20 protein-coding genes are annotated in these 24010 nt (G+C 38.3%); 1 reads left to right on the forward strand and 19 read right to left on the reverse strand.

Going from position 1 to position 24010, the window contains the following annotated elements; all coding sequences use genetic code 11:
- Window positions 1-22: 22 nt before the first annotated feature.
- The 9 genes from rsmB to ASO14_RS10880 form a co-directional block, all read right to left on the reverse strand.
- Window positions 23-1444, reverse strand: coding sequence for a 16S rRNA (cytosine(967)-C(5))-methyltransferase RsmB (gene rsmB / locus ASO14_RS10840; protein WP_082701461.1), 1422 nt, complete (start codon window positions 1442-1444; stop codon window positions 23-25).
- Window positions 1441-2382, reverse strand: coding sequence for a methionyl-tRNA formyltransferase (gene fmt, locus ASO14_RS10845; RefSeq protein ID WP_068455003.1), 942 nt, complete (start codon window positions 2380-2382; stop codon window positions 1441-1443). Before fmt ends, rsmB begins: the two co-directional genes overlap by 4 nt.
- 2 nt (window positions 2383-2384) lie before the next feature.
- On the reverse strand, window positions 2385-2882 hold the full coding sequence (def, locus tag ASO14_RS10850; protein WP_068455006.1) for a peptide deformylase: 498 nt from the start codon (window positions 2880-2882) through the stop codon (window positions 2385-2387).
- A gap of 19 nt (window positions 2883-2901) precedes the next feature.
- Window positions 2902-5310, reverse strand: coding sequence for a primosomal protein N' (gene priA, locus ASO14_RS10855; RefSeq protein WP_068455009.1), 2409 nt, complete (start codon window positions 5308-5310; stop codon window positions 2902-2904).
- The gene (gene coaBC / locus ASO14_RS10860; protein ID WP_068455011.1) at window positions 5307-6512 is read right to left on the reverse strand and encodes a bifunctional phosphopantothenoylcysteine decarboxylase/phosphopantothenate--cysteine ligase CoaBC; all 1206 of its coding nucleotides are present in this window, start codon (window positions 6510-6512) and stop codon (window positions 5307-5309) included. Before coaBC ends, priA begins: the two co-directional genes overlap by 4 nt.
- 84 nt (window positions 6513-6596) lie before the next feature.
- The gene (rpoZ, locus tag ASO14_RS10865) at window positions 6597-6821 is read right to left on the reverse strand and encodes a DNA-directed RNA polymerase subunit omega (protein ID WP_068455013.1); all 225 of its coding nucleotides are present in this window, start codon (window positions 6819-6821) and stop codon (window positions 6597-6599) included.
- Between the two features lie 5 nt (window positions 6822-6826).
- Complete coding sequence (gene gmk / locus ASO14_RS10870; protein WP_068455018.1) at window positions 6827-7444, reverse strand: guanylate kinase; 618 nt, start codon at window positions 7442-7444, stop codon at window positions 6827-6829.
- A 50-nt stretch (window positions 7445-7494) separates the two neighbouring features.
- Window positions 7495-8358 carry a YicC/YloC family endoribonuclease gene (locus ASO14_RS10875; protein WP_325942923.1) on the reverse strand — a complete coding sequence of 288 codons (864 nt, stop codon included), beginning with the start codon at window positions 8356-8358 and terminating at the stop codon, window positions 7495-7497.
- Between the two features lie 176 nt (window positions 8359-8534).
- Entirely contained in the window at window positions 8535-10673 is a 2139-nt protein-coding gene (locus ASO14_RS10880; protein WP_068455020.1) for a M28 family peptidase, read from the reverse strand.
- Between the two features lie 188 nt (window positions 10674-10861).
- On the opposite strand from ASO14_RS10880, the gene ASO14_RS10885 reads away from it, so the two are divergent.
- Window positions 10862-12559, forward strand: a complete 1698-nt coding sequence (locus ASO14_RS10885; RefSeq protein ID WP_068455022.1) for an Rqc2 family fibronectin-binding protein — start codon at window positions 10862-10864, stop codon at window positions 12557-12559.
- A gap of 46 nt (window positions 12560-12605) precedes the next feature.
- Here ASO14_RS10885 and ASO14_RS10890 read toward each other — a convergent pair whose 3' ends face one another.
- From ASO14_RS10890 to ASO14_RS10935, 10 genes are all read right to left on the reverse strand, one after another.
- The gene (locus ASO14_RS10890; protein ID WP_068455025.1) at window positions 12606-13445 is read right to left on the reverse strand and encodes an aminoglycoside 6-adenylyltransferase; all 840 of its coding nucleotides are present in this window, start codon (window positions 13443-13445) and stop codon (window positions 12606-12608) included.
- Between the two features lie 487 nt (window positions 13446-13932).
- Entirely contained in the window at window positions 13933-14844 is a 912-nt protein-coding gene (locus ASO14_RS10895; RefSeq protein WP_068455028.1) for a VOC family protein, read from the reverse strand.
- 123 nt (window positions 14845-14967) lie between these two features.
- The gene (locus ASO14_RS10900) at window positions 14968-15255 is read right to left on the reverse strand and encodes a TM2 domain-containing protein (protein WP_068455031.1); all 288 of its coding nucleotides are present in this window, start codon (window positions 15253-15255) and stop codon (window positions 14968-14970) included.
- Between the two features lie 163 nt (window positions 15256-15418).
- Complete coding sequence (gene pyrE / locus ASO14_RS10905; protein ID WP_068455033.1) at window positions 15419-16051, reverse strand: orotate phosphoribosyltransferase; 633 nt, start codon at window positions 16049-16051, stop codon at window positions 15419-15421.
- On the reverse strand, window positions 16051-16761 hold the full coding sequence (gene pyrF, locus ASO14_RS10910; RefSeq protein WP_068455035.1) for an orotidine-5'-phosphate decarboxylase: 711 nt from the start codon (window positions 16759-16761) through the stop codon (window positions 16051-16053). Before pyrF ends, pyrE begins: the two co-directional genes overlap by 1 nt.
- Window positions 16761-17621: a dihydroorotate dehydrogenase gene (locus tag ASO14_RS10915; protein WP_231727007.1), complete on the reverse strand. Its 861-nt coding sequence runs from the start codon at window positions 17619-17621 to the stop codon at window positions 16761-16763. The genes pyrF and ASO14_RS10915 overlap by 1 nt, the downstream gene beginning before the upstream one ends.
- A gap of 50 nt (window positions 17622-17671) precedes the next feature.
- Window positions 17672-18439 (reverse strand): dihydroorotate dehydrogenase electron transfer subunit, encoded by a 768-nt coding sequence (locus ASO14_RS10920; RefSeq protein ID WP_068455040.1) that lies wholly within the window; start codon window positions 18437-18439, stop codon window positions 17672-17674.
- A 23-nt stretch (window positions 18440-18462) separates the two neighbouring features.
- A complete protein-coding gene (carB, locus tag ASO14_RS10925) occupies window positions 18463-21639 on the reverse strand; it encodes a carbamoyl-phosphate synthase large subunit (protein WP_068455043.1) in 3177 nt (1058 codons plus the stop codon).
- Window positions 21632-22735, reverse strand: coding sequence for a carbamoyl phosphate synthase small subunit (locus ASO14_RS10930; protein ID WP_068455046.1), 1104 nt, complete (start codon window positions 22733-22735; stop codon window positions 21632-21634). Before ASO14_RS10930 ends, carB begins: the two co-directional genes overlap by 8 nt.
- Window positions 22732-24009: a dihydroorotase gene (locus ASO14_RS10935; protein WP_068455051.1), complete on the reverse strand. Its 1278-nt coding sequence runs from the start codon at window positions 24007-24009 to the stop codon at window positions 22732-22734. The genes ASO14_RS10930 and ASO14_RS10935 overlap by 4 nt, the downstream gene beginning before the upstream one ends.
- Between the last annotated feature and the right edge of the window lies 1 nt (window position 24010).

Genomic DNA, 24010 nt, shown 5'->3' on the forward strand with positions numbered 1-24010 from the left:
TATAACCTGTTCAGCACTTCATTTATGCTTTTTTCTCAAAGGCTGCTACAAAAAATCCATCGCTATTAAAATCTTGTGGGAATACTTGCATCATGCCTGTTTCACGTAATTCCGTTAAGGCTTCTGGTGCATTTACTACCGGCGCAAGTACAAGGTCTGGATGCTTCTCTAAGAAAGCTTCTACCGTTCCATTGTTCTCTAGTTTGTCTATTGTACATGTACTATAGACCATCTTACCGCCCACTTTTAATAGTTCATATGCTGATTCTAATAAATCAAGTTGAATCACATGTAATGAAGCAAAATCCGCTTCACTTTTTGTATATTTAATATCTGGTTTGCGACGAATAACGCCTAAACCGCTACATGGCGCATCGACTAAAATACGATCAAACGACTCTTTTTCAAAAGCTTCGGTCGCTTTTCGTCCATCCATTACTTGTGTTTGAATGATTGATAAACCAAGACGATCTGCATTTTGCTGAATTAACTTCATCTTATGCTGATGTAAATCCGTCGCAATGAGTTCACCTTCGTTATTCATCTTCTCTGCAATATGCGTTGTTTTCCCACCAGGAGCTGAACACATATCATATACACGCATGCCTGGTTCGACATCTAGTGCATATGCTGGAATCATCGAACTCTCATCTTGAATCGTAATGACACCATCTTTGAATGCTTGTGATTTTGCCGGTTGTCCCTCTACAATGTGTAAACATTCTGGAATAGTTTGACTACGGCGCACCGCATATTTTTCTTCCCATAATGTTTCAAGACCTTTTGTCGTGTCTGCTTTCGTTGCATTGACACGTACAGTTTGTAATGGCGGGAAGTTATTCTCGATTAATAAGTCTTCGGTCTTTTCTACACCGAATGCATCGATATAACGACGAACTAACCATTCTGGGTGGCTTGTTTCGATTGAAATACGTGTTGCCACATCTTCAATTTTTGTCGTATCTTGTACACCTTCACGTAAAATAGAGCGTAAAATACCATTCACTGTTGCACTGACACCGCGATGTCTCGCACGATGTTTAGCAATCTCAACCGCTTCATTTACAGCCGCATGGTCTGGAATTTTGTCTAAATACACAATTTGGTATAAAGAAAGACGTAATAACCAACGAACCCAGTCATCTAGTTTACCACGAACATACGGTTCAAGATAGTAATCAAGTGTCATTTTATATTGTAATGTACCGTAAGTTAGCTCGGTTAAAAGACCGCGATCTTTTGCATCAATTTTATATTTTTCAATTGTTTGATGTAACAAAAGGTTACTATAGGCTTGATTTTGATCAACAGCGAGTAAGATTGTTAACGCTGCATCACGTACATTGCCATCCCAAATAGCTGGTTTACCTTTTTTTGCTTGTGCGCCTTTATTTCCGTTGGCTGCTTGACGTGCACGCTTTTTTTCTGTTTTTGCTTTACTCATTCAAAGTGATCCCCAATCTCCAATTTCGACCCTACACCATTTAAATAATTGACTGCTGGCATCGCTTTTTTTCCTGCTGGTTGTAATTCTAAAATATCGATCGCTTGTCCTTCACCTGTTGCCACCGTAAAGAATTTTTTCGATTTTGAAATGACCGTACCTGGTTTTTCATTCGTTGTTTGCTCTGAAGGCTTTGTTGCCCAAATTTTCACATTCTCACCGTTTAATGTTGTATAAGCAACCGGCCATGAGTTTAATCCACGTACTTGGTTGAAAATTGTACGCGCTGATTTTGTCCAGTCGATGCGCTCTTGTTCACGTGAGATATTTGAAGCAAACGTCACTTGTGATTCATCTTGTACAATACGTTCATTCGTACCTGCGATAATCGCTGGTAATGTTTCCTTTAATAAATCACGTCCAACAATACTTAATTCATCGAATAATTGCTCCGTTGTATGCGTATCGTGAATTGGAATGGCTTTTTGTGAAATGATATCACCTGCATCTAACTTTTCAGCCATATACATAATCGTTACGCCTGTTTCTTGTTCACCATCCAATACAGCTTGGTGAATAGGTGCGCCACCACGATATTTCGGTAATAATGAGGCATGGACATTAATACAACCAAGCTTCGGTGCATCAAGTAATGCTTTCGGTAAAATTTGGCCGAATGCAGCTGTTACAACTAAGTCTGCACCTAAGTCAATAATCTGTTGTAATTCTTCTGAACCACGTAATTTTTCTGGTTGAATAACCGGTAAACCAAGCTCAACTGCCGCTGCTTTTACAGGCGGTGGTGTTAACACCCGTTTACGACCAACAGGACGATCTGGTTGTGTGACAACTGCTTTAATGTCATAATCTTCTGCATGGAGCATCTGTAAAATTGGCACAGAAAATTGAGGTGTTCCCATAAATACAATCGATGTCATATTTATTCTTCCTCCTCTGCATAAAGTGCTTCAAGTTCTTCTTCCGTTAAGATACGTGTAATTTTCGAATCGAATAGTACACCGTTTAAATGGTCAATCTCATGTTGTAAAACACGTGCATCATAGTCATATGCTTCGATTTCAAATAGATTACCATTGCGATCTTGCGCTTCTACACGAATTCCATTAGAGCGTTCTACTTCGCCAAATAATCCTGGGAAGCTTAGGCATCCTTCTACATCAACATTTGTATCAACTGAGTACTCGACAATTTCAGGGTTGACGATTTCTAAAATCTCACGTTCTTCCCCAATTTCAAGTACAGCTGCTTTAATGCCTTCATTCACTTGTGGCGCGGCAATTCCTACACCATCTGAATCAACCATTGTCTCATACATATTATCTAAAAGCGTCGCTAATTTTTCATCAAATTGTGTTACTTCTTTTGCAGGTGTTGTTAAAACATCTGCTGGATTTTTAATAATTGGTAAAATAGCCATTGTTTCCTCTTTTCTACTGCTAGATGGATGTCGGGTCTAAATCGACGGTCATTAGAACACCTTTCTTCATCCAATCTGTACGGTATATCTTAATTAATTGTTTTAATACATCATGTAGTTGTGGTTCTCTTTTATATTTTATCAAACATTGATAACGATATCTATTTTGTATTCTGCTAATGGAAGCAGCAGTTGGACCAATAATTTGTACTTGGTTCGATAGATGCTGCCCAATATATTCATGTACTAAAGACGCATACTCTGCTGCAAGCATAACATCTTCATGGCTCACCTGAATTAAGACGACATAATAATACGGTGGATATGAAAAACGATGTCGAATGCGCATCTCTTGTTCATAAAAAGGTTCAAAAATTTGCTCTTTTGCTAGTTCAATCGCGTAGTGTTCTGGTTCATACGACTGAATGATCACCTCACCTTGTAATTCATGTCGACCTGCACGTCCACTTACTTGTGTGAGTAATTGATACGTTTTTTCTGCTGCTCTGAAATCTGGTAAACGAAGTGATGTATCTGCACTCATAACACCGACTAATGTAATACGCGGAAAATCCAAACCTTTTGCAATCATCTGTGTCCCGAGTAAGATATCTGCCTTCCCTTCACCAAAATCATTCAGCAAACGTTCATGCGCACCTTTTTGACGTGTCGTATCCACATCCATTCGAATAACGCGTGCTTCTGGGAACACTTTATAAATCTCACTCTCAATTTTCTGTGTACCCGTTCCAAAGAAGCGAATATGTTCACTTTGACATTCTGGACATTCGGTCGGAACAGGCTTTTCATCACCACAATAATGACATTTTAACTTTTCACTACTTCGGTGATATGTCATGGAGATATCGCAGTTGTCACATTGAACAACTGTACCACAATCACGACATAAGACGAATGAAGAAAATCCGCGTCGATTTAAGAACAAAACAATTTGTTCTTTTTTCTCTAACCGTTCTCTTATAGCATCTGCTAATGCTCTTGAGAACATCGAGCGATTCCCTGTATGCAATTCTTCACGCATATCTACGACTTGGACAGTCGGTAATGCTTGTGTTTTTGCACGTTGTTTCAATGTTAATAGATGATACACACCTTTTTGCGCGCGTGCAAAACTCTCTAATGCAGGTGTTGCACTTCCTAAAATAACAGGACATTGATAGTGCATACCACGCCAAATGGCTACATCGCGTGCATGATATCTCGGCGTATCTTCTTGTTTATATGTTGTTTCATGTTCTTCATCGAGTATGAGTAAACCGATATTCGTAAACGGTGCAAAAATTGCCGAACGAGCTCCTACTACTACTTTCACTTCACCACGTTGCATTTTTCGCCATTCATCGTATTTTTCGCCTTGTGATAAACCACTGTGCATGACTGCCACAAGTTCACCAAAACGCGCGCGAAATCGTTCTGTCATCATCGGTGTAAGTGAAATTTCAGGTACGAGTACAACCGCTTCTTTTCCTTGATCGAGTGCATGTTGAATCGCACGCAAGTAGACTTCTGTCTTCCCACTACCTGTAATGCCATGTAGTAAGAAGGTCTCTGGTTGCTGTTCATTCATTTTCTCTGTAATCGCATCGAGCGCCACTTGTTGCTCATCCGTAAGTTGCAAAGCATAAGAAGGCGTAATCTCCTGCGTAAAAGGGTCTCGGTATAGCTCTTCTTCAACAAAATTCCCAACACCTAATTCCACAAGTGCTTTTTGAACAGAAGCGGATATAAAAATTTCATCTGCTAGGTATTGTGGTAAAAAACGCTCACCCACATGTTCCATACACCATTCAATCGCTTGCTTTTGCTTGCGTGCGCGATTAGAAAGTTCCTCATGTTTTTGCTGTAAAAAAGTAAGGTCTGCATGTACTTCAAACTTACGAATTGATTTAATACGCCCTTGTTGCTTCACAACCGTCACAATTTGTACTTGTTTAGACTTCACTGCTTTTTTCAATTCAAGTAAGAGTGCTTCCGTTTCAAATAACTTATACGGAACACGCATCTTCTTCGTAAAATGAGCTTGTAAAGACGGTGGTAACATGGATACTTCTACTAAACATTCCACTTGTTTTTCATATTTTGCTCTCAGTGCAGATGGTAGCATTGCTTGTAGTGCGTCAATTTCATAGCAAAGTGTCTGCTTTGTCATCCACTTCGCCATCTCTAACATTTCCTCTGTTAAAACAGGTTCTAAATCAAGTAATGTGGAAATCGACTTCATCTTATTCGATGCAATCTCTGTCTCCTCTGTTACAGAAATGACAAAGCCAAGTACATCGCGATGCCCAAAAGGTACTTTCACACGACTACCTGGCTCAATTAATGATTCCATCTGTTTGGGCACTTCATAATCAAATGGTCGGTCGACTGGATACGCCGCAACATCGACAATGACTTGTGCAATCATTTCATCTGGCCTTCTCGTTCTAAAATATGCAAGAGGAGTTGTTTTGCTAATGCTTCTTTTTGAAGAGACGGGAAGCTTTTCACATAATCACCATGTCCAACGAGTGTCACCGTATTTTCATCTGTTCCAAAACCGCGGTCAGTTTGTGATACATCATTCGCTACGATATAGTCTGCATTTTTCTTTTGTAGTTTACCTTGTGCATAATGAAGGACATCATTCGTTTCAGCCGCAAAACCAATCAATAATTGATGCGTCTTTTTCTCGCCTAATGTTTTTAAAATATCGGTTGTTCGCTCAAGTTCAATAACCGAGTCGCCTTCTTGCTTCTTCATTTTTTGATTCATTGCATTTTTCGGACGATAGTCTGCCACTGCGGCTGTTTTAATCGCTAAATCACTTTGTTCATAGACAGATAATACCGCTTGTAGCATATCTTCTGCACTCTCCACTTGAACAACGGTCATTCCTGTTGGTTCAGGTAAATCTACAGGCCCTGAAACAAGTGTTACATCAGCTCCTAAATCACGCGCTGCTGTCGCCATCGCATAGCCCATCTTACCAGATGAAAAATTCGTTAAATAACGTACAGGGTCAATTCGTTCACGTGTTGGTCCTGCTGTTACGACAACTTTTTTTCCTTTTAAAGGCTGTTCTTTTGGTTCAAAAAACTTTGACACAAGTGCTGTAATTTTTTCAGGTTCTTCTAAGCGCCCTTTTCCAACATAACCACATGCAAGATACCCCTCAGATGGCTCAATAAATGAATAGCCATCTTGTGCTAAACGGTCGATATTACGTAGTACAGCTGGATGATCATACATGTGAACATTCATCGCTGGTGCAATCCATACAGGTGCAGTTGTTGCTAGTAATGTCGTCGTAATCATTTGGTCCGCAATACCATTTGCTAACTTGCCAATCATATTCGCTGTCGCTGGTGCAACTAATACGAGATCAGGCCAATCTGCTAAATCAATATGTGCAATGACAGATGAGTCTTTTTCGTCAAATGTATCATAAAAAACATCATTTTTACTCATGACTTGAAAACTAAGTGGTTGTACAAATTCCATTGCGGATTCTGACATGATGACTTTCACTTCTGCTCCAGCTTGCGTCAGTTTACTAACAAGTGCGACTGCCTTATAAACAGCAATACCACCTGTTACACAGAGCAAAATCTTTTTATTTGTTAACATATGCTTATCTCTCCTCTATGCACAATCTATCCTAAAAAAGAAGCTCCCAAAGAATAAATCTCTCTGGAAGCTTTGGGAAGAAAATTATACTTCGTCTTCGTAAATAGCTGACTCGTCTTGTTTTTCTTTCGTTAAAACGCCAGCAGCTACTTCTTCAAGAGCTTTCCCTACGTTTTTCACTGATTTATAAGAAGATAGACGCTCTTCTTTACCTTCTTGCATTGCGCGTGCACGCTTTGCAGCTAAACTTACTAAAGAATATTTTGAATCGATTTTTGTTTTTAATACATCTACTGATGGATATAACATGTAGATTATTCTCCCTTCAACATTGCTAAATATTGTTTTTCTACGCGTTCGCGGCGACAATGCTCCGCAACGACAATTGAATTAATACGGTCACACGCTAATGTAACTTCATCGTTTTCAACGACATAATCGTATAAGTTCATCATTTCAAGCTCTTTATTTGCCGCTTCAATACGGTTTGCAATAACTTCCTCCGTCTCTGTTCCACGACCGACTAAACGGTTTTGCAGTTCAGATAAACTTGGAGGCGCTAAGAAAATAAATAGACCATCTGGAACTTTTTCACGAATTTGTGTAGCACCCTGTACTTCAATTTCTAAAAATACATCGCGTCCTGCATCAAGTGTTTGGTTGACATAGTCAATCGGTGTTCCATAATAATTCCCTACATATTGAGCATACTCAAGTAACTTACCTTGCTCAATTAATGCTTCGAAATCTTCTTTTTCTTTAAAGAAGTAATCAACACCGTCCACTTCGCCTTCGCGCGGTTTACGTGTTGTCATCGAAATTGAATACTCATAATTCGTATCTGGCTGCGAAAATAGTTCCTTTCGTACAGTGCCTTTTCCGACACCCGAAGGACCTGATAAAACAATCAATAATCCACGTTCTTTTCTCATTTTGTCTCCTTCATCGTTACAAATAATTAATGATACTACTAAAAAAACAATTATTCAATATTTTGAACCTGTTCTCTCATTTTTTCAAGTACCGATTTTGCTTGAACTACTGCAATTGATGCGACAGACGATTGATTTTTAGAACCAATCGTATTAATTTCACGATGTATTTCTTGTAAGAGAAACTCTAATTTACGCCCAATTGGTTGATTGTCTCGTAGTGTTTCATCGAGTTGTTCAAAATGGCTCGACAATCGATCGAGTTCTTCCGCAATATCGACTCTTTCTGCAAACACTGCAACTTCCGTTAAAATACGGCTCTCCACTTCTTCGGAGGAAGTGATATCTTGTAGTCTTTGCAGGAGTTTTTCGCGATATTTTTCAACTGCTTGAGAAGATACGCTGCGAATCTGTTCAATCTCTTGCATCAGTTCTTGTTTGAAGCCTTGTAATGCTTCATATAATTCCTGACCCTCTCGCTCTCTCATTTGAATAAGCGCTGTTGCAGCTTCAGTTACCGCTTCACTTACTGCTTGTAAAAGTGTTTCATGGGGTATTTCATCTGATTCTACTAAAAAAGCATCTTGCAACCCTAAAATTTCTTGCATCGACCATTCCTCTTCCACAGGCAATACTTGACTTACCTGTTCTCTCGCTTCTTTATAAGCTAGAAGAACGGGAATGTTGACATTAATTTTCGGTGCTTGCTGCTCTTCTTTTTTCAAATTCACTAAAACATCTAGCTTACCTCGTGATAGTAAAGTTGATAGGAGCTTTTTTGTATGAATTTCTGCTTCCATCCATTCTTTCGGGAACTTCGTCGATACTTCTAAAAAACGATGATTCACCGAGCGAATTTCGACGGTTAATCTAAAATGTTCCGTCGTTGTGACACCCCTGCCAAATCCAGTCATACTTCGCACCAAGGTCAGTCACACCCTTCTTTGCATAATAGATTAATTATAGCATAGGTCTGTTTTATTTTGCTTGTAGTTTTATGAAGGAACGTAAAATTCTTAAACAACGCAGCATCTAAAAAAAGAAACCCTGAATTTCCGTTATTTAACATGACAGAAATTCAGGGTGGATATTACATCGCTTCTAATTGTTTACGCAGTGCTTGTACTGCTTTTACTTCTTGTTCATTTGTTTTCTTTAACAATTGTTGTTGCGTTTGAATTGCCGCATCAATTGCTTTAATCTCTTTTGTGAAGTTGGCACCATCTTTTTTAGCTTGTAATGATGCAATGACATCATATAAATCTTCATGTCCCATCACGCGTCCTGCACCCCATTTTAAACGGTCTGCTGGTTGGTCTGTTACATAGTTTGTAAAATAGTCATATACTTCACGATCATAATCATATGCATACCAGTTATTATCTACTTTATACAATGATTCATCTAATGCTTTTGAAGCCTTCCCTTTTTCTAATGCTTGTTTAGCTTGTTGAAGTGCTTCGATATTATTTTGTGCATGTTCATGTGGGAAAATCACTTCATCTTCCCAAGTAAGACGTACAAAATCATCTTGTGCTGATTTAAATGCTGCAAGCAATGCGTCATTTAATTGTTCATTCTCTTTATAAATACGATCGGCTTCTTTCGTGTCACCTGCTGCATGAGCTTTTTCATATGAAGCATTCACTTCATCTACTTTGGCATTCAGTTCTTTCGCCACTTTTTTCGTTTCTGCTAATTCATTTAATAATGTTTTAGCGTCGACATCGCTCATCGTATAGATTTTTTCTTTCACGCTTTTTTCCATTTCATCTAGACGTGTTGTAAAGTGAAGCGGAGTCACAGCTTGTTTGTCATACGCCATCGCTAATGTACCGTACATATTCATATGATATTTCATTACTTTTTTATTGTACGTGTCATTATTATCATATTGTGAATGATAATGCGTATGCATGAACTGACTATCTTGGAAGTCATTACGGATTGCTGGAATACCGGCAATCGAGAATGAGAAGTCATCTGACCAAGTTTGTAATGGTGTTACGATGCGAATACCATCTTTATAAATTCCATCAATTGCTGGAACTGTTGGAATGAAATCTGTTAAGAAATCTTTAAATTCATATACCGAGCGAATTTCATTCGTATCCATATGTTCAAATGCAGGTAATTCAAAGTTAATGTTCGCAAATGTTTGTTTTGCCCATTCTGGATGCACTTTGAAAATTTGATTGTATGCACCTGTAGACCAGTCATAACGTGAATTCGATACGCCCCATTCTTCTGCTGCTAATGCATTGAAGATGATCGTCTTATCTGGTTGATATCCACTGTCTTTCATCGCTTTCGCAATTCCTAACATTAAACCAATTGCCGAGTTATCATCTTGGAAACCATCAAAGTATGAATCATAGTGTCCTGATAATAGGATGTATTCATCTTTATGCTTTCCTTCGATTTTCCCGTAGTAGTTATATGTTTTTTGATTCATTTTCACTGTTGATTTCGCATCAAAATCAACAGTTAGTTTATTGTTGTTCTTCTTCAATGCTTTTTTTAATTCTTTTGCATCTTTTTGTGACATTGAAAATGCTGGCGCATCTTCTGGACCACAAATATCTTGTGCATTCAGTGCTGATTCATCTACTTCACCATATCCACCATTTTGTACAGCAATAACCGCCGCTGCACCTTTTAAATGCGCTTGATATGTTGGGTAGTTAATCCACCATTCTTCACGTTGATTAATATCTATTAACACCAGTTTACCTTTTACATCCAACTTCTCTAAATCATCTGCTGTTCCGCGATTTGCATACACGACTTCATACGACTTTTTACCATTTGTATTAAAGTTCGTTTGATAGCCACCTAAAACAGCTAACTGTTCTTTTCCAGATGTTGTTTTAAAAGATAAATCTGCTTTTTCAAATGTCCAAGAATCTACAGTAATCTCGTCTTTTGTTACTTCTTGTAAACCAAGTGATTTCATCTCTTTCTCAATATGCTCACCTGTTTGTAACTCTGCTTCTGAGCCTGCAGTTCTGTAACCTAACTTTTCATTCGTTTTAAATTGTTCGAGACCTTTCGCAAAGTCATAGGCGTAATTTTCATCCACTTTACTCATGAATTGTTGTTCTGTTACAACCTCTGTACTTTTTTTCTTGTCGTGTTCAGTCTCGTCTTTTTTATCGGCTGCTGTACATGCTACCAACGACGACGTAACAAGCATTCCCAGCGCTAAAACTCCAAAAAACCTTTTCATCAATCACATTCCTTTTCTATTCAAAATTTTCAAAACAAGATAATTAAACAGTATATGTCAAGAATCGTCAATCTTTTTTGAAAATTAATTTTTTAAATTCTTAAAAAAACATTTGTTTGCAATACGTGGTACACTAGATTTAACTATATGGAGTACTGACAAACTCTAGAACGAAAGAGGATTTGACTATGGCTTATGATGGTTTATTTACAATCGCAATGACAAAAGAATTACAACAACTCGTTACAGGTAGAATCGCTAAAGTGCATCAACCAAACGCACAAGAAGTCATCTTTACGATTCGTGCAAATGGAGCAAATAAAAAGTTATTATTCTCGATTCATCCAACATATGCGCGTGTACACATGACGGAACAAACAATCGAAAATCCACCTGAACCACCGATGTTTTGCTCTTTATTGCGTAAACATGTGGAAGGTGGTTTCATCGAGACAATCGAACAACTCGATGCAGACCGTATTTTAAAATTGACGATTTCGAGTAAGAATGAGATTGGTGATCCGATTACACGTTATATTTATGCTGAGATTATGGGACGTCATAGTAACTTAATTATGGTCGATGCAGAGACTGAAAAAATTGTGGATAGTTTGAAACACTTACCACCTGCTATGAATAGTTATCGTACGGTTCTCCCTGGTTCTATCTATATTGCACCGCCGAAACAAGATAAGTGGAATCCTGTTACAGTAACGGATGACCAACTGGCAGAATTCTTCACTGAAATTCGTGATGCAAAAGAAATCATGCAACAATTCGTCGGATTTTCTCCCCTTCACGCGAATGAATTATTATTTCGCGCACAAGAACAACAAGTGCCAACGGTTTCCATCTTCCGCGATTTCGTGAATGAATTTGTAGTTGGTGGAACAAAACCAACGTATTTAGAACAAGGAAGAAAAGTGATTTTCTCACCAATTGATTTGCATAGCTTTGAAGAACCAAAAACCTACTACAATACATTGAGTGAATTACTCGATCGTGTATTCTTTGCACGTGCAGAACGTGATCGTGTAAAACAACAAGCAGGCGATTTAGAAAACTGGTTGCAAGCTGAGATTAATAAATTGAAGCTAAAACTAAAAAAATTAGATCAAGATTTAAAACGCGCTCAAAACTTAGATCAGTATCAATTATTTGGTGAATTATTAATGGCAAATCTTTATCAATTCGAAAAAGGTGCGAAGTCTGTTACGGTTGAAAATTACTATAGCGAAACAGGTGACAAGATTACGATTCCACTGAGTGAACGCAAAACACCGATTGAAAATGCACAGAGCTATTATGCAAAATACAATAAGTTTAAGCATGCACTTGTCAAAGTGGAAGAACAAATTCAAATTGCGACAGCAGACATTGAATACTTCGAATTACTTGCACAACAAGTTCAGCAAGCGTCTCCTGCTGACATTGAAGAAATTCGTGAAGAGTTAGCAGAACAAGGGTATATGCGCCTGAAAAAATCGAAACGTCGTAAAAAACCGGTGAAACCAACACCAGAAAAATATGTATCTTCTACAGGTGTGCCGATTTCGATTGGGAAAAATAATAAACAAAATGATTATTTAACCTTTAAAATTGCACGTAAATGGGAAACATGGTTACACACGAAAGATATTCCTGGTTCGCATGTAGTCATTCACTCAGATGATCCAGACGAACAAACAATTTTAGAAGCAGCAACACTCGCTGCATACTTCAGTAAAGCACGTGAATCTTCGTCTGTACCGGTTGACTATACAGAGGTAAAACAAGTGAAAAAGCCAAGTGGTGCAAAACCTGGTTTTGTTATTTATTTTGAACAAAAAACAGTATTTGTAACGCCAGATGAAGCACTTGTGATGCAATTACAAGCAAATACTTAAATCTGAAAAAAGCCTGAGACAAAATCGTCTCAGGCTTTTTGCTTCATTATTTTGATTTCATACCAATACCTCTTTGTTCAAGAATATTTAAGATGTATTGCTTCGTGGCTTCACATTCTTCTGAGTAGTTATAATTATAAGATTCTGCTAATGGTTTTGCATAGCGTTCAAATAAGGTAATCATCGTTTGGAGAGCATCTTTTTGTGCTGTACTACTGCCTATTGCATACGTCGTTCGTAATTCTTCAAAATCCTGTTCATCTATATATTCATGTAAATATTTATAAGCATTGCCTAAATTGACACGCTCTAAATGTAGTTCACTAATCGACCAAGCTATCATACGTAAAAGTTCTTCTCGTATAATTTCAAGGTGTTTCGCTGCATAAATAAATTGATGACGCAATATTCCCTTTGCTACATATGTAGCTACCCAGAAAAATTCATTCGTACATTCAAAAAAATCTTGCTCTGATGGTTTTTGGATAATAAAACTCTGTTCATTCGGAATGGGTTGAACTTGTAGACGATGATCTAAATCCATGACAATTTGAACAGTAGACTCCCAATTCAAGTACGCTTCAAATGCATATACGGATGCCATCTTTAAATCGATACGGCTCCCATCTTCAAATAACATTAAAAAAGGATATAACACAAAATCACTTTCTAACTGAATTGGTTCAGGTGTTTGCATAATAATACGTGGTCCAAAAGAATCTAACCACGATGATTGTTCCAGATAGTTAGGTAGATGTGTTGTAAACAGCGTAACATCTAAATCTGAATAGAGATCCTGTCGACCTGTTGCGATGGACCCTTCAATACCTACTGCACGAATATCTGGATGACTATAAATAAATTGTTGTAATACATCTTCTTTCATGAATCCTTCACGCTCCTTAAAAAAATACTCATTCATGTTCGCCCATGAATGAGTATAATTAGATGTAGAATTACATGTCGATTGTTTACATACGCTTCTTTTTCCACTATCTATAACGGAAAGAAATTCATGTATCCAATACAAAAAATCATTTTATAAATATGGTAACATCATTAAACCATTATTAACCTATTCCACTTTATAGCGATGGCGATCTATCAACCTAAATAGATCAACTATGAAAAATATGCACTGCCATTTTCAAATGATTTATCACTGTAAAAAATTTAAACGGTACAAGCGATTATTTTTCTCGCCTAGTGGCTATTTCACCTCCCCCTCATTTTACCTTCCTACATACGTTACCCCATAAATCCTAATTAATAACTTTTTATCCTTTCATCCCATAAAAAAGTATTGAAATCACCTTTATTCTATGCTTATGGAAATTCTAGTCCTTTAGTTATGAATATAAAAAGTAAATCTACTACATAATTTCTTTCACTTTTAACAAAATAACGTTCCCACTTGGATCTTTTACAAAAAATCCATTTGTTGCTTCTTGCATTAAAATAAATTGTTTTATGTGGTCTTTTGCCTTTTGAAGTGCATCTTCTGTTGGTAATGCCAACACAATATGATGAAGTCCTGTATGCATAGCTACTGGGTGTGTAATATCTGAACCCGACCAAATATTCCCTGCTAATTGATGATGGTAATCACTTGATGATACGAAAAAGACATGTTCCTCTAATTCCTTCAACTCAAAACCTAAAATATCTGTGTAAAAATCAACACATTCTTCCATACGATCTAATCGCAAGTGGACATGCCCAATTACTGTGCCTAAAGGTAATCCACCATCTGTTGTAAAATCTGCTAATGGTGCAAGCTCTTTAAAATTTAAAGGGTGATTCACGCCTCTTTCATGATTGCCCCACTGTATTTGCGGACGATCTGCATAAATTTCAATTCCATTCCCTTCTAAATCATGGATATAAAACGATTCATTATAACCATGATCACTGGCACTATCTAAACGTGAGATTGGTATTATTTTGTCAAAATGCGGCAAAACTTTCACTTGTTCCTCGGGACTATCAATCGGTTCTTTATTTTGTAGTATATGAAAGAATTTAGTGGCGAAAGCTTCTCTACTTGGTAAAAGTAAAGCAAAGTGAAAGAGCCCTGTTCCTTTTGATGGTTGTTCTTTTTCAGCTACTTTTCGCATCTCGATTAAAATATGATTGTCAATTCCTAAAAACGCTTCTTCTTGTGTGCGCTTAATACATTTTAATCCTACTACTCGTTCATAAAATGCAATTTGACGCGTTAAGTCTTTTACTTTTAATACAACACGTTCAATGATTGTCTGTTCATTTAGTTTGAATGTTTCCATACTACCTCACCCTTTAAGCCGACTTTATTCGTTGACTTTATCTTCTATCGAATCTCTTTCTTTTGTCAAATAAAAAATCATTTTTCCATTACGTCTTATACGCAAAAGAAAAATGATTTTTGACTAATCCTCTTGATCATAGCCACCATTTAAAATAAATGCATTCTCAAGATCAACTAATTTATTTAAACGAATACCTTCGATAATCCAAACAATTCCTAGAATTATGAATACGTATAAACCAACTGCTAAGAATGACAAAATAAATGTAAAGAAGCCAAGTGACATAATTGCTAAACCACTACCCATACGATTTAAATAAATGCGATGTGCGCCGAAAAATAAACCTAAAAATAACCATAAAACCCAAGCAACTTTTTTACTTTTTAAAGCTGGAGCTGTATCTGTCATTATGTAACCTCCTTTGAACATACATAGTCCCTTTCATCTTAATCCTTTTTTATAAAAAAAGATATGGATTCTACTCGTCGTTCACAAGAATTACGAATTTTGTCACGTTCTTTTACGAAAAAAGGGTGAAGTACTTTATAAGCACTCACCCTCTACTATTTAATTATTTTAAGTTACCTGCTTTTAAATCTTTATACCAAGTAATTAAGCCCGGGATATCTTCTTTTTGAATTGCGCCTGTTTCTTCTGCTGCTTCCACAAGTGCTTCAAAATCAGATAAGCTATAGTATGGTACGCCTGCTTTTTCGAAGTTCTCAATCGCTGCTGGTAATAAATAAGAGTACACTGATACAACACCTAGTACTTCTGCACCTTCACGATTTAATGCTTCAACTGCATTAATTGAAGAACCGCCTGTTGATACGATGTCTTCGATTACAACAACTTTTGCACCTTCTTGGAACTTGCCTTCTGTTTGCTTTCCGCGACCATGACCTTTTGGTTTTGAACGAACATATACCATTGGTTGTTCTAAAATGTCCGCCACCCATGCAGCGTGTGGAATACCTGCTGTTGCTGTACCTGCCACTACTTCACATGTTGGGAATTTTTCTTGAATTAATGCTGCTAATCCTTGTGCGATTGTTTTACGCACTGTTGGATATGAAATTGTTAGACGTGTATCACAGTAGATTGGTGATTTAATACCTGATGCCCATGTGAATAAATCATGTGGACGTAATTCTACTGCTCCTGCCTCTAACATGCCTTTTGCTACTTCGTGTTGAATTGCCATTATGCGTTGCCTCCCCATAGTTGCTGTACTGCATGATATGCTTCGACTGGATTTTCAGCCTTTGTAATTGCACGACCTACAACGATTTGTGTAGAACCTTCTGATTTTGCGAAATCTGGTGTCGCTACACGTTTTTGATCGTGTGATTCGCCGCCCGCTAAACGAATTCCTGGTGTTACTTTAAAGAATGTTTTGCCACAAGCTTCTTCGATTCCTTTTGCTTCTAATACAGAACATACAACACCATCTAATCCTGCTTCTTTTGCTAATACGGCATAGTTAATCACCGACGCATCTAAGCTTGTTAAAATATTTTGTTCTTTTTGCATTTGTTCTTCTGTTGTAGAAGTTAACTGTGTTACTGCAATAAGCGCTGGACGTTCTTGACCAACCGGTGTGCCTTCAATCAGACCTTCCATTGCAGCTTGCATCATCTGTGAACCGCCTGCTGCATGAACATTTACAAGATTTACACCTAGCTTTGCTAGACCTTTCATTGCTGATTTCACTGTATTTGGAATATCATGTAGTTTTAAATCAAGGAAGATGTCATGTCCCATCTCTTTAATTGTTTGGATGATGGCAGGGCCTTCTTGATAATATAACTCCATGCCTACTTTGACAAAAAGTTTTTCATTAAATTGTTCTAGAAATTCGATTACTTCCACTTTACTTGATAAATCAAGTGCGATAATTGGATTTGTATTCATTAACGGTGACTCCTTCCGATTACTTCTGAAATGTGTGCATAACCTAGCTCGTCTAGCTTAGCTGGTAATTGCTCAATGATGTTTGGACAAACAAAATGATCAACAAAGTTTGCTGTCCCTACTGCGACTGCGCTTGCACCTGCTGATAAGAAGTCAATGACATCTTGTGCATCGGCAACGCCGCCCATACCGATAATCGGAATATTTACTGCTTGGCTTACTTCATATACCATACGAATCGCTACTGGTTTGACTGCTGGTCCTGATAAACCACCTGTACCATTTGCAATAACAGGTTTCCCTGTTTTTTCGTGTAGACGCATACCTACTAATGTATTAATCATCGTAATACCATCTGCACCGCCTGCTTCTACTGCTTTCGCAATATCTACAACACTCGTTACATTTGGTGATAATTTCACATAGACAGGTACACTTGACACTGCTTTGACTGCCGCTGTTAATTCTTTTGCTGTTTGAGGATCTGTACCGAATTGAATCCCGCCACATTTAACGTTTGGACAAGAGATGTTCAATTCAAGTGCATGTACGTTTGGCGCTTTAGAAATGCGCTTTGCCACCTCTACATAATCTTCTGTTTCTGTACCAGCTACATTTGCAATAATTGGCACATCATATTTTTCTAACCATGGTAACTCATGTTCTAATACATGTTCTAAACCTGGGTTTTGTAAACCGATGGCATTCAACATACCTGCTGAAGTTTCGGCTACACGTGGTGTTGGATTCCCACGACGTGTTTCAAGTGTTGTTGCCTTAATCATAATGGCACCTAGCTTTGATAGATCGTATAACTGCGCATACTCTTGACCGAAGCCGAAGCAACCTGAAGCTGGCATAATTGGGTTTTTAAGCGACAACCCTGGTAATTCGATATTTAAACGATTGCTCACAGTGCGACAACTCCTTTCGGGAATACAGGTCCATCTGAACATACTTTTTTGTAATCACCGTCTGTTGTGTCGCAAATACAAGCGTAGCAAGCACCGATACCACAGCCCATACGTTCTTCAAATGATAGGAAACCTTTTTTCTCTGGATAGAATTTTTCTAAAGCACTTAACATTGGTAATGGTCCACAGCTATAAAATACATCGAACTCTGGTTTTACCTCTGCTAATAAATCCGTTACAAAACCTTTTGTGCCTTGTGTACCGTCAGCTGTCACGATATATGTATCGCCTAGCGCTTGGAACTGTTGTTCATAGAATACATTCGCTGCTGATTGGAAACCAAGTACATGGATGGTTTTAACGCCACGTTCATTTAATCTCTTTGATAGCTCATAGAGAGGAGGTACACCAATACCCCCACCTACTAATAGAGCTGTGTCACCAGGTGCAGCTTCTTCGATTGGAAAACCATTTCCTAACGGTCCAAGAACATCCACTTCATCTCCGGCTTTTTTCGTAGACAATATTTTCGTTCCTTTTCCGCCTGCACGGTAAATCATTTTAAATTGCATTGCATCGTGATCAATTTCCGCGATACTGATAGGTCTTCTTAAAGAAGGCTCGTAGTGGTCTTCTACACGGATATGAACAAATTGTCCAGGCTCTTTCATTTCAAGTGTGAGTTGACCAATTAAAGTCAGCTCAAAAATATCATCTGCTATCTGCTTTTGACGAACTACTTTCATACGTTCTTGTTGGATCATGGTTTCGTGCACCTCCGCTTTTTTTACATTTGTTCTGCTGTGAATGTCATTGATTCAATTACTCGTAAGATTGCTTCTGCTGTATCAAGTGAAGTTAAGCAAGCTACACCGTTTTCTACTGATTCACGACGAATTCGGAATCCGTCACGTGCTGGTTGCTTCCCTTTTGTTAATGTGTTGATAACAAGCTGTGCGTTACCTTTTTGAATCACATCTAATAATGTTGGGCCGTTTGAGCCGATTTTATCAACTACTTGTACTTGTACACCTGCTTCTTCAAGTGCTGCCGCAGTACCTGGTGTTGCTAAAATGCTATAACCGATATTAACAAAACGTTTTGCTAGTTCTGTTGCTTCTTCTTTGTCTTTATCTGATACAGTCATTAATACTGAACCATGATCTTCAATCTTCATACCTGCTGCAACGAAACCTTTGTATAATGCTTTTTCAAGTGTTGAGTCTTTACCCATAACTTCACCCGTTGATTTCATTTCAGGTCCTAATGTTGTATCAACACGACGAAGTTTTGCAAAGCTGAATACTGGAACTTTTACAAATACGCCGCCTTTAATAGGCGCTAAACCTACTGGATATCCCTGTTCTACAATTGATTGACCTAAGATTGCTTTTGTCGCAACATTTGCCATTGGAATGTTTGTGATCTTACTTAAGAATGGCACTGTACGTGAAGCACGTGGGTTGACTTCGATTACGTAAACAATGTCATCTGAGATAACATATTGGATGTTCATTAATCCTTTAATGTTTAAACCTTTTGCTAAGCGTGTTGTGTAGTCTACTAATGTGTCGATATGTTTTTGTGATAAATCTTGTGTTGGATATACAGCGATTGAGTCACCTGAGTGAACACCTGCGCGTTCAATGTGTTCCATGATACCAGGAATACATACATTTTCGCCGTCACAGATTGCATCGACTTCAATCTCTTTACCTGTTAAGTAACGGTCGATTAATACTGGATGTTCTGGTGAAGCTTCTACTGCTGTCGCCATGTAGTGCTCAAGTTCTGGCGTGTTATAAACAATCTCCATCGCACGACCACCTAATACATATGAAGGACGAACAAGTACAGGGTAACCGATTTCCTCAGCAATTGCTACAGCGTCTGGTGTGTTTGTAGCTGTTTTACCAAGTGGTTGTGGAATACCGATTTCGTGTAATGCTGCTTCAAAACGGTCACGTGATTCTGCACGGTCAATATCTTCTAGTGATGTACCTAAGATTTTAACGCCGCGTGCTTCTAGTTTATCTGCTAAGTTAATCGCTGTTTGACCACCGAATTGAACAACAACGCCTTTTGGTTGTTCTAAATCAACGATGTGCATAACATCTTCAATTGTTAATGGTTCAAAGTATAGTTTATCTGAGATTGAGAAGTCTGTAGATACAGTTTCAGGGTTTGAGTTGATGATGATTGCCTCATATCCTGCTTCTTGAATCGCCCATACAGAGTGTACTGTCGCATAGTCAAATTCTACACCTTGTCCGATACGAATTGGACCTGAACCAAGTACGATTACAGATTCACGATCTGTTTTGATTGATTCGTTTTCGTCGCCATATGTTCCGTAGAAGTATGGTGTTTCTGATTCGAATTCAGCTGCACATGTATCAACCATTTTATAAACTGGAATGATACCATGTTCTTTACGGAAGTCATATACTTCTTCTTCTTTCATGCCCCATAATTTTGCGATTGTTTCGTCTGCAAAACCAATTTTCTTCGCATGACGTAATGTTTCGACGTCTTTTACATTGTTACGAAGTACTTCTTCATAATCTACAATGTTTTTAAATTTATTTAAGAAGAATAAATCAATTTGTGACCATTCATGAATTTGCTCGATTGTAACACCGCGGCGTAATGCTTCTCCTAAGAAGAATAAGCGCTCATCGCCTGCTTTTGTAATACGTTTTTGAATCCACTCGTCTGTTAATTCTTCTGCATGCTTCATTTCAAGATGCTTGTGTCCTGTTTCAAGTGAACGAACTGCTTTTAACATCGCTTCTTCAAAGTTACGACCAATTGCCATAACTTCACCTGTTGCTTTCATCTGTGTTCCAAGATTACGTTTTGCACCTTCGAACTTATCAAATGGCCAGCGTGGAATTTTCGCTACAATATAGTCAAGTGCTGGTTCGAAACAAGCATATGTTTTACCTGTTACTGGGTTAATCATCTCATCTAATGTTAAACCTACCGCAATTTTCGCTGCTAATTTTGCAATTGGGTAACCTGTTGCTTTTGAAGCAAGTGCTGATGAACGTGATACACGTGGGTTTACTTCGATAATGTAGTAGTTGAAGCTATGTGGATCAAGTGCTAACTGTACGTTACATCCACCTTCAATACCTAATGCACGAATGATTTTTAATGATACATTACGTAACATTTGGTATTCGCGGTCTGATAATGTTTGAGACGGTGCAACTACGATTGAGTCACCTGTGTGAATCCCTACAGGGTCAACGTTCTCCATGTTACATACAACGATTGCATTATCTTTTGAATCACGCATTACTTCATACTCAATCTCTTTATAACCTGCAATTGACTTTTCAAGTAGACATTGTGTTACAGGTGAGTATTTTAAACCAGAAGCAACGATTTCGTGAAGCTCTTGTTCGTTTTCACAAATACCGCCGCCTGTTCCACCAAGTGTAAATGCTGGACGAACGATTACAGGGTAACCAACTTGGTCTACGAAAGCTTGTGCTTCTTCCACTGTGTGAATGATTTCTGATTCTGGTGTTGGTACATCTAGTTCATACATTAAGTTACGGAATAAATCACGGTCTTCTGCTTGGTGGATCGCATCTAATTTTGTTCCTAAGATTTCAATGTTCAGTTCATCAAGAATTCCTGAATTATGTAGCTCAATTGCCATATTCAGACCTGTTTGACCACCTAATGTTGGTAGGATTGCATCTGGACGTTCTTTACGAAGAATACGTGATACAAACTCTAAGCTGATTGGTTCGATGTAAACTTTATCAGCAATTTCTGTATCTGTCATAATTGTTGCTGGATTTGAGTTGATTAGAATAACGCGGTAACCTTCTTCTTTAAGAGATAAACAAGCTTGTGTACCTGCGTAGTCAAATTCTGCGGCTTGTCCAATAACAATTGGACCTGAACCGATTACTAAAATGGATTGAATGTCTTGGCGTTTAGGCATGTTGTGATTGCTCCTTCCCAGCGTGTGTATTCATTAATTCGATAAATTCGTCAAATAAGTGATTTGAATCTTCTGGTCCCGGTGATGCTTCTGGGTGATATTGCACTGTGAATACAGGATGTACTTTATGGCGTATCCCTTCAACTGTACCGTCATTTAGTGCAACATGTGTAATTTCTAAATCTGTTCCTTCTAATGAATCTGGGTCAACTGCGTAACCATGGTTTTGAGACGTTAATTCTGTACGACCTGTTTTTAAGTCTTTAACTGGATGGTTTGCACCGCGGTGACCGAATTTTAGTTTGAATGAGTCTGCGCCACTTGCTAGAGCGAATAGTTGGTGACCTAAGCAAATACCGAAGATTGGCAATTGTCCGATTAGTGCTTTGATTGTTTCTACTGCTTCTGGTACATCTTTTGGATCCCCAGGTCCATTCGATAACATCATACCGTCTGGATTATATGATAGAATTTCTTCTGCTGTTGTATTGTAAGGTACAACGACTACGTCACAATCACGTTTATTTAATTCGCGTAAGATACCATGTTTCATACCGAAGTCCATTAAGACTACTTTTTTACCGCGACCTGGTGATGGATAAGCTGATTTTGTCGATACTTGCTCAACTTGGTTTGTTGGGAATGTTGTATTTTGTAGGCGTGTTACTACTTCTTCTACATTTACTTCTTCGCCAACAGCTGTAATATAGCCCTTTACAGAACCTTCTGTACGAATCATACGTGTTAATTTACGCGTATCAATCCCTTCAATTCCAGGGATATTTTTTTGTTTACAAAATTCATCAACTGTACGCTCTGAACGGAAGTTTGATGGTGTTTTTGCTAGTTCTTGTACAACGAAACCTTTAATTGCTGGGGCAATTGTTTCAAAGTCATCACGGTTCATGCCATAGTTCCCGATTAGTGGGTATGTCATGGTTACAATTTGACCGCAGAATGATGGGTCTGTCATTGTTTCTTGGTAACCTGTCATCCCTGTTGTGAATACTACTTCACCGTCTGATCCATTCTCGCTACCAAATGCTGTTCCTTCAAATACTTCGCCATTTTCTAAAATTAATTTTCTCGTTGTCATTGTGCATCCTCCCAAACGATTTGTCCGTTATAAATTGTCATCACTGGCCAACCTTGTGCTGTCCAGCCGTTGAACGGTGTGTTGCGACCCATTGATACAAAGCCTTCTGCATCAATTTGTTGCTCTTTTTCTAAGTCAATTAAGACTAAATCTGCTGAAGCGCCAACTTCAATTTTACCGTATGGCAATTTGAAGATTTCTGCTGGTTTAGTTGCCATCCACTCAATTAATTGATGTAGTGTCCACTTACCTGTTTTTACAAAGTGTGTGTACAGTAATGGGAAGGCTGTTTCAAAACCAACAATACCGAATGGTGCACCAACCATACCACAGCATTTTTCTTCTACTGTATGTGGCGCGTGGTCTGTTGCGATACAATCGATTGTACCGTCAAGTAATGCTGCATGTAATGAATCCTTATCTTCAATTGCACGTAAAGGAGGGTTCATCTTCCAGTTTGCATCATCTGATGGAATATCCATCTCTTCTAATAGTAAGTGATGTGGACAAACTTCTGCTGTTACATGAATGCCTGCTGCTTTTGCATCGCGTACAGCACGTACGGATTCTTTTGTTGATACGTGACATACGTGATAGTGAGCGCCTGCTGCTTCCGCAAGAAGTACGTCGCGTGCAATTTGTACAGATTCACAGATTGAAGGAATACCTGGTAAACCTAATTCTTTATTACGTGTTCCTTCATGCATAACACCGTCATAGATTAATGAGTTATCTTCACAATGTGCGACAACTGTCATACCGATTGCAGCTGCATCTTTCATTTGTTCATACATTGTTGCTGCTTCTTGTACACCAACGCCGTCATCTGAAAATGCGACTGCACCATGTGCTTTTAATGCTGCTAGATCGGTACGCTCATCACCTGACTGTGCCACTGTTAATGAACCGTATGGTAGCACGCGAATCACTGCGCGTTCTTCGATTAATTGATTAATCATGTCTAAATGCTCTACTGAATCAGGTACTGGGTTTGTATTTGGCATCGCGCAAATTGTTGTGAAACCACCCTTTGCTGCCGATGCAGAACCCGTTGCGATTGTTTCTTTATGCTCATAGCCTGGTTCGCGTAGATGTGTATGTACATCGACAAACCCTGGAGATACGACAAGTCCTTTACCATCAATTACTTCTGCACCTTCTACCGTAATCGTCGATTGGATGTCTGATACTTTTCCATCTTCCATTAAGATATCCACTTGCTGTAATTCGCCTTGCTCGTTTAACATTTGTACATTTTTTAATAGTTTTGTCATG

Source organism: Kurthia sp. 11kri321, assembly GCF_001534765.1.
Lineage (GTDB): Bacteria > Bacillota > Bacilli > Bacillales_A > Planococcaceae > Kurthia > Kurthia gibsonii.

Bases quoted from the DNA above. Each gene is read 5' to 3' on its own strand.
- gmk (WP_068455018.1), bottom strand. From the start codon at position 7,444: ATGAGAAAAGAACGTGGATTATTGATTGTTTTATCAGGTCCTTCGGGT.
- ASO14_RS10920 (WP_068455040.1), bottom strand. From the start codon at position 18,439: ATGATCCAACAAGAACGTATGAAAGTAGTTCGTCAAAAGCAGATAGCA.
- ASO14_RS10875 (WP_325942923.1), bottom strand. From the start codon at position 8,358: ATGACTGGATTTGGCAGGGGTGTCACAACGACGGAACATTTTAGATTA.
- pyrF (WP_068455035.1), bottom strand. From the start codon at position 16,761: ATGAATACAAATCCAATTATCGCACTTGATTTATCAAGTAAAGTGGAA.
- fmt (WP_068455003.1), bottom strand. From the start codon at position 2,382: ATGACATCGATTGTATTTATGGGAACACCTCAATTTTCTGTGCCAATT.
- pyrE (WP_068455033.1), bottom strand. From the start codon at position 16,051: ATGGCAATTCAACACGAAGTAGCAAAAGGCATGTTAGAGGCAGGAGCA.
- ASO14_RS10885 (WP_068455022.1), top strand. From the start codon at position 10,862: ATGGCTTATGATGGTTTATTTACAATCGCAATGACAAAAGAATTACAA.
- rpoZ (WP_068455013.1), bottom strand. From the start codon at position 6,821: ATGTTATATCCATCAGTAGATGTATTAAAAACAAAAATCGATTCAAAA.
- def (WP_068455006.1), bottom strand. From the start codon at position 2,882: ATGGCTATTTTACCAATTATTAAAAATCCAGCAGATGTTTTAACAACA.
- coaBC (WP_068455011.1), bottom strand. From the start codon at position 6,512: ATGTTAACAAATAAAAAGATTTTGCTCTGTGTAACAGGTGGTATTGCT.
- rsmB (WP_082701461.1), bottom strand. From the start codon at position 1,444: ATGAGTAAAGCAAAAACAGAAAAAAAGCGTGCACGTCAAGCAGCCAAC.
- ASO14_RS10935 (WP_068455051.1), bottom strand. From the start codon at position 24,009: ATGACAAAACTATTAAAAAATGTACAAATGTTAAACGAGCAAGGCGAA.
- ASO14_RS10900 (WP_068455031.1), bottom strand. From the start codon at position 15,255: ATGACAGATACAGCTCCAGCTTTAAAAAGTAAAAAAGTTGCTTGGGTT.
- ASO14_RS10890 (WP_068455025.1), bottom strand. From the start codon at position 13,445: ATGAAAGAAGATGTATTACAACAATTTATTTATAGTCATCCAGATATT.
- ASO14_RS10930 (WP_068455046.1), bottom strand. From the start codon at position 22,735: ATGACAACGAGAAAATTAATTTTAGAAAATGGCGAAGTATTTGAAGGA.
- ASO14_RS10915 (WP_231727007.1), bottom strand. From the start codon at position 17,621: ATGCCAGCTTCAGGTTGCTTCGGCTTCGGTCAAGAGTATGCGCAGTTA.
- ASO14_RS10880 (WP_068455020.1), bottom strand. From the start codon at position 10,673: ATGAAAAGGTTTTTTGGAGTTTTAGCGCTGGGAATGCTTGTTACGTCG.
- ASO14_RS10895 (WP_068455028.1), bottom strand. From the start codon at position 14,844: ATGGAAACATTCAAACTAAATGAACAGACAATCATTGAACGTGTTGTA.
- carB (WP_068455043.1), bottom strand. From the start codon at position 21,639: ATGCCTAAACGCCAAGACATTCAATCCATTTTAGTAATCGGTTCAGGT.
- priA (WP_068455009.1), bottom strand. From the start codon at position 5,310: ATGATTGCACAAGTCATTGTCGATGTTGCGGCGTATCCAGTCGACCGA.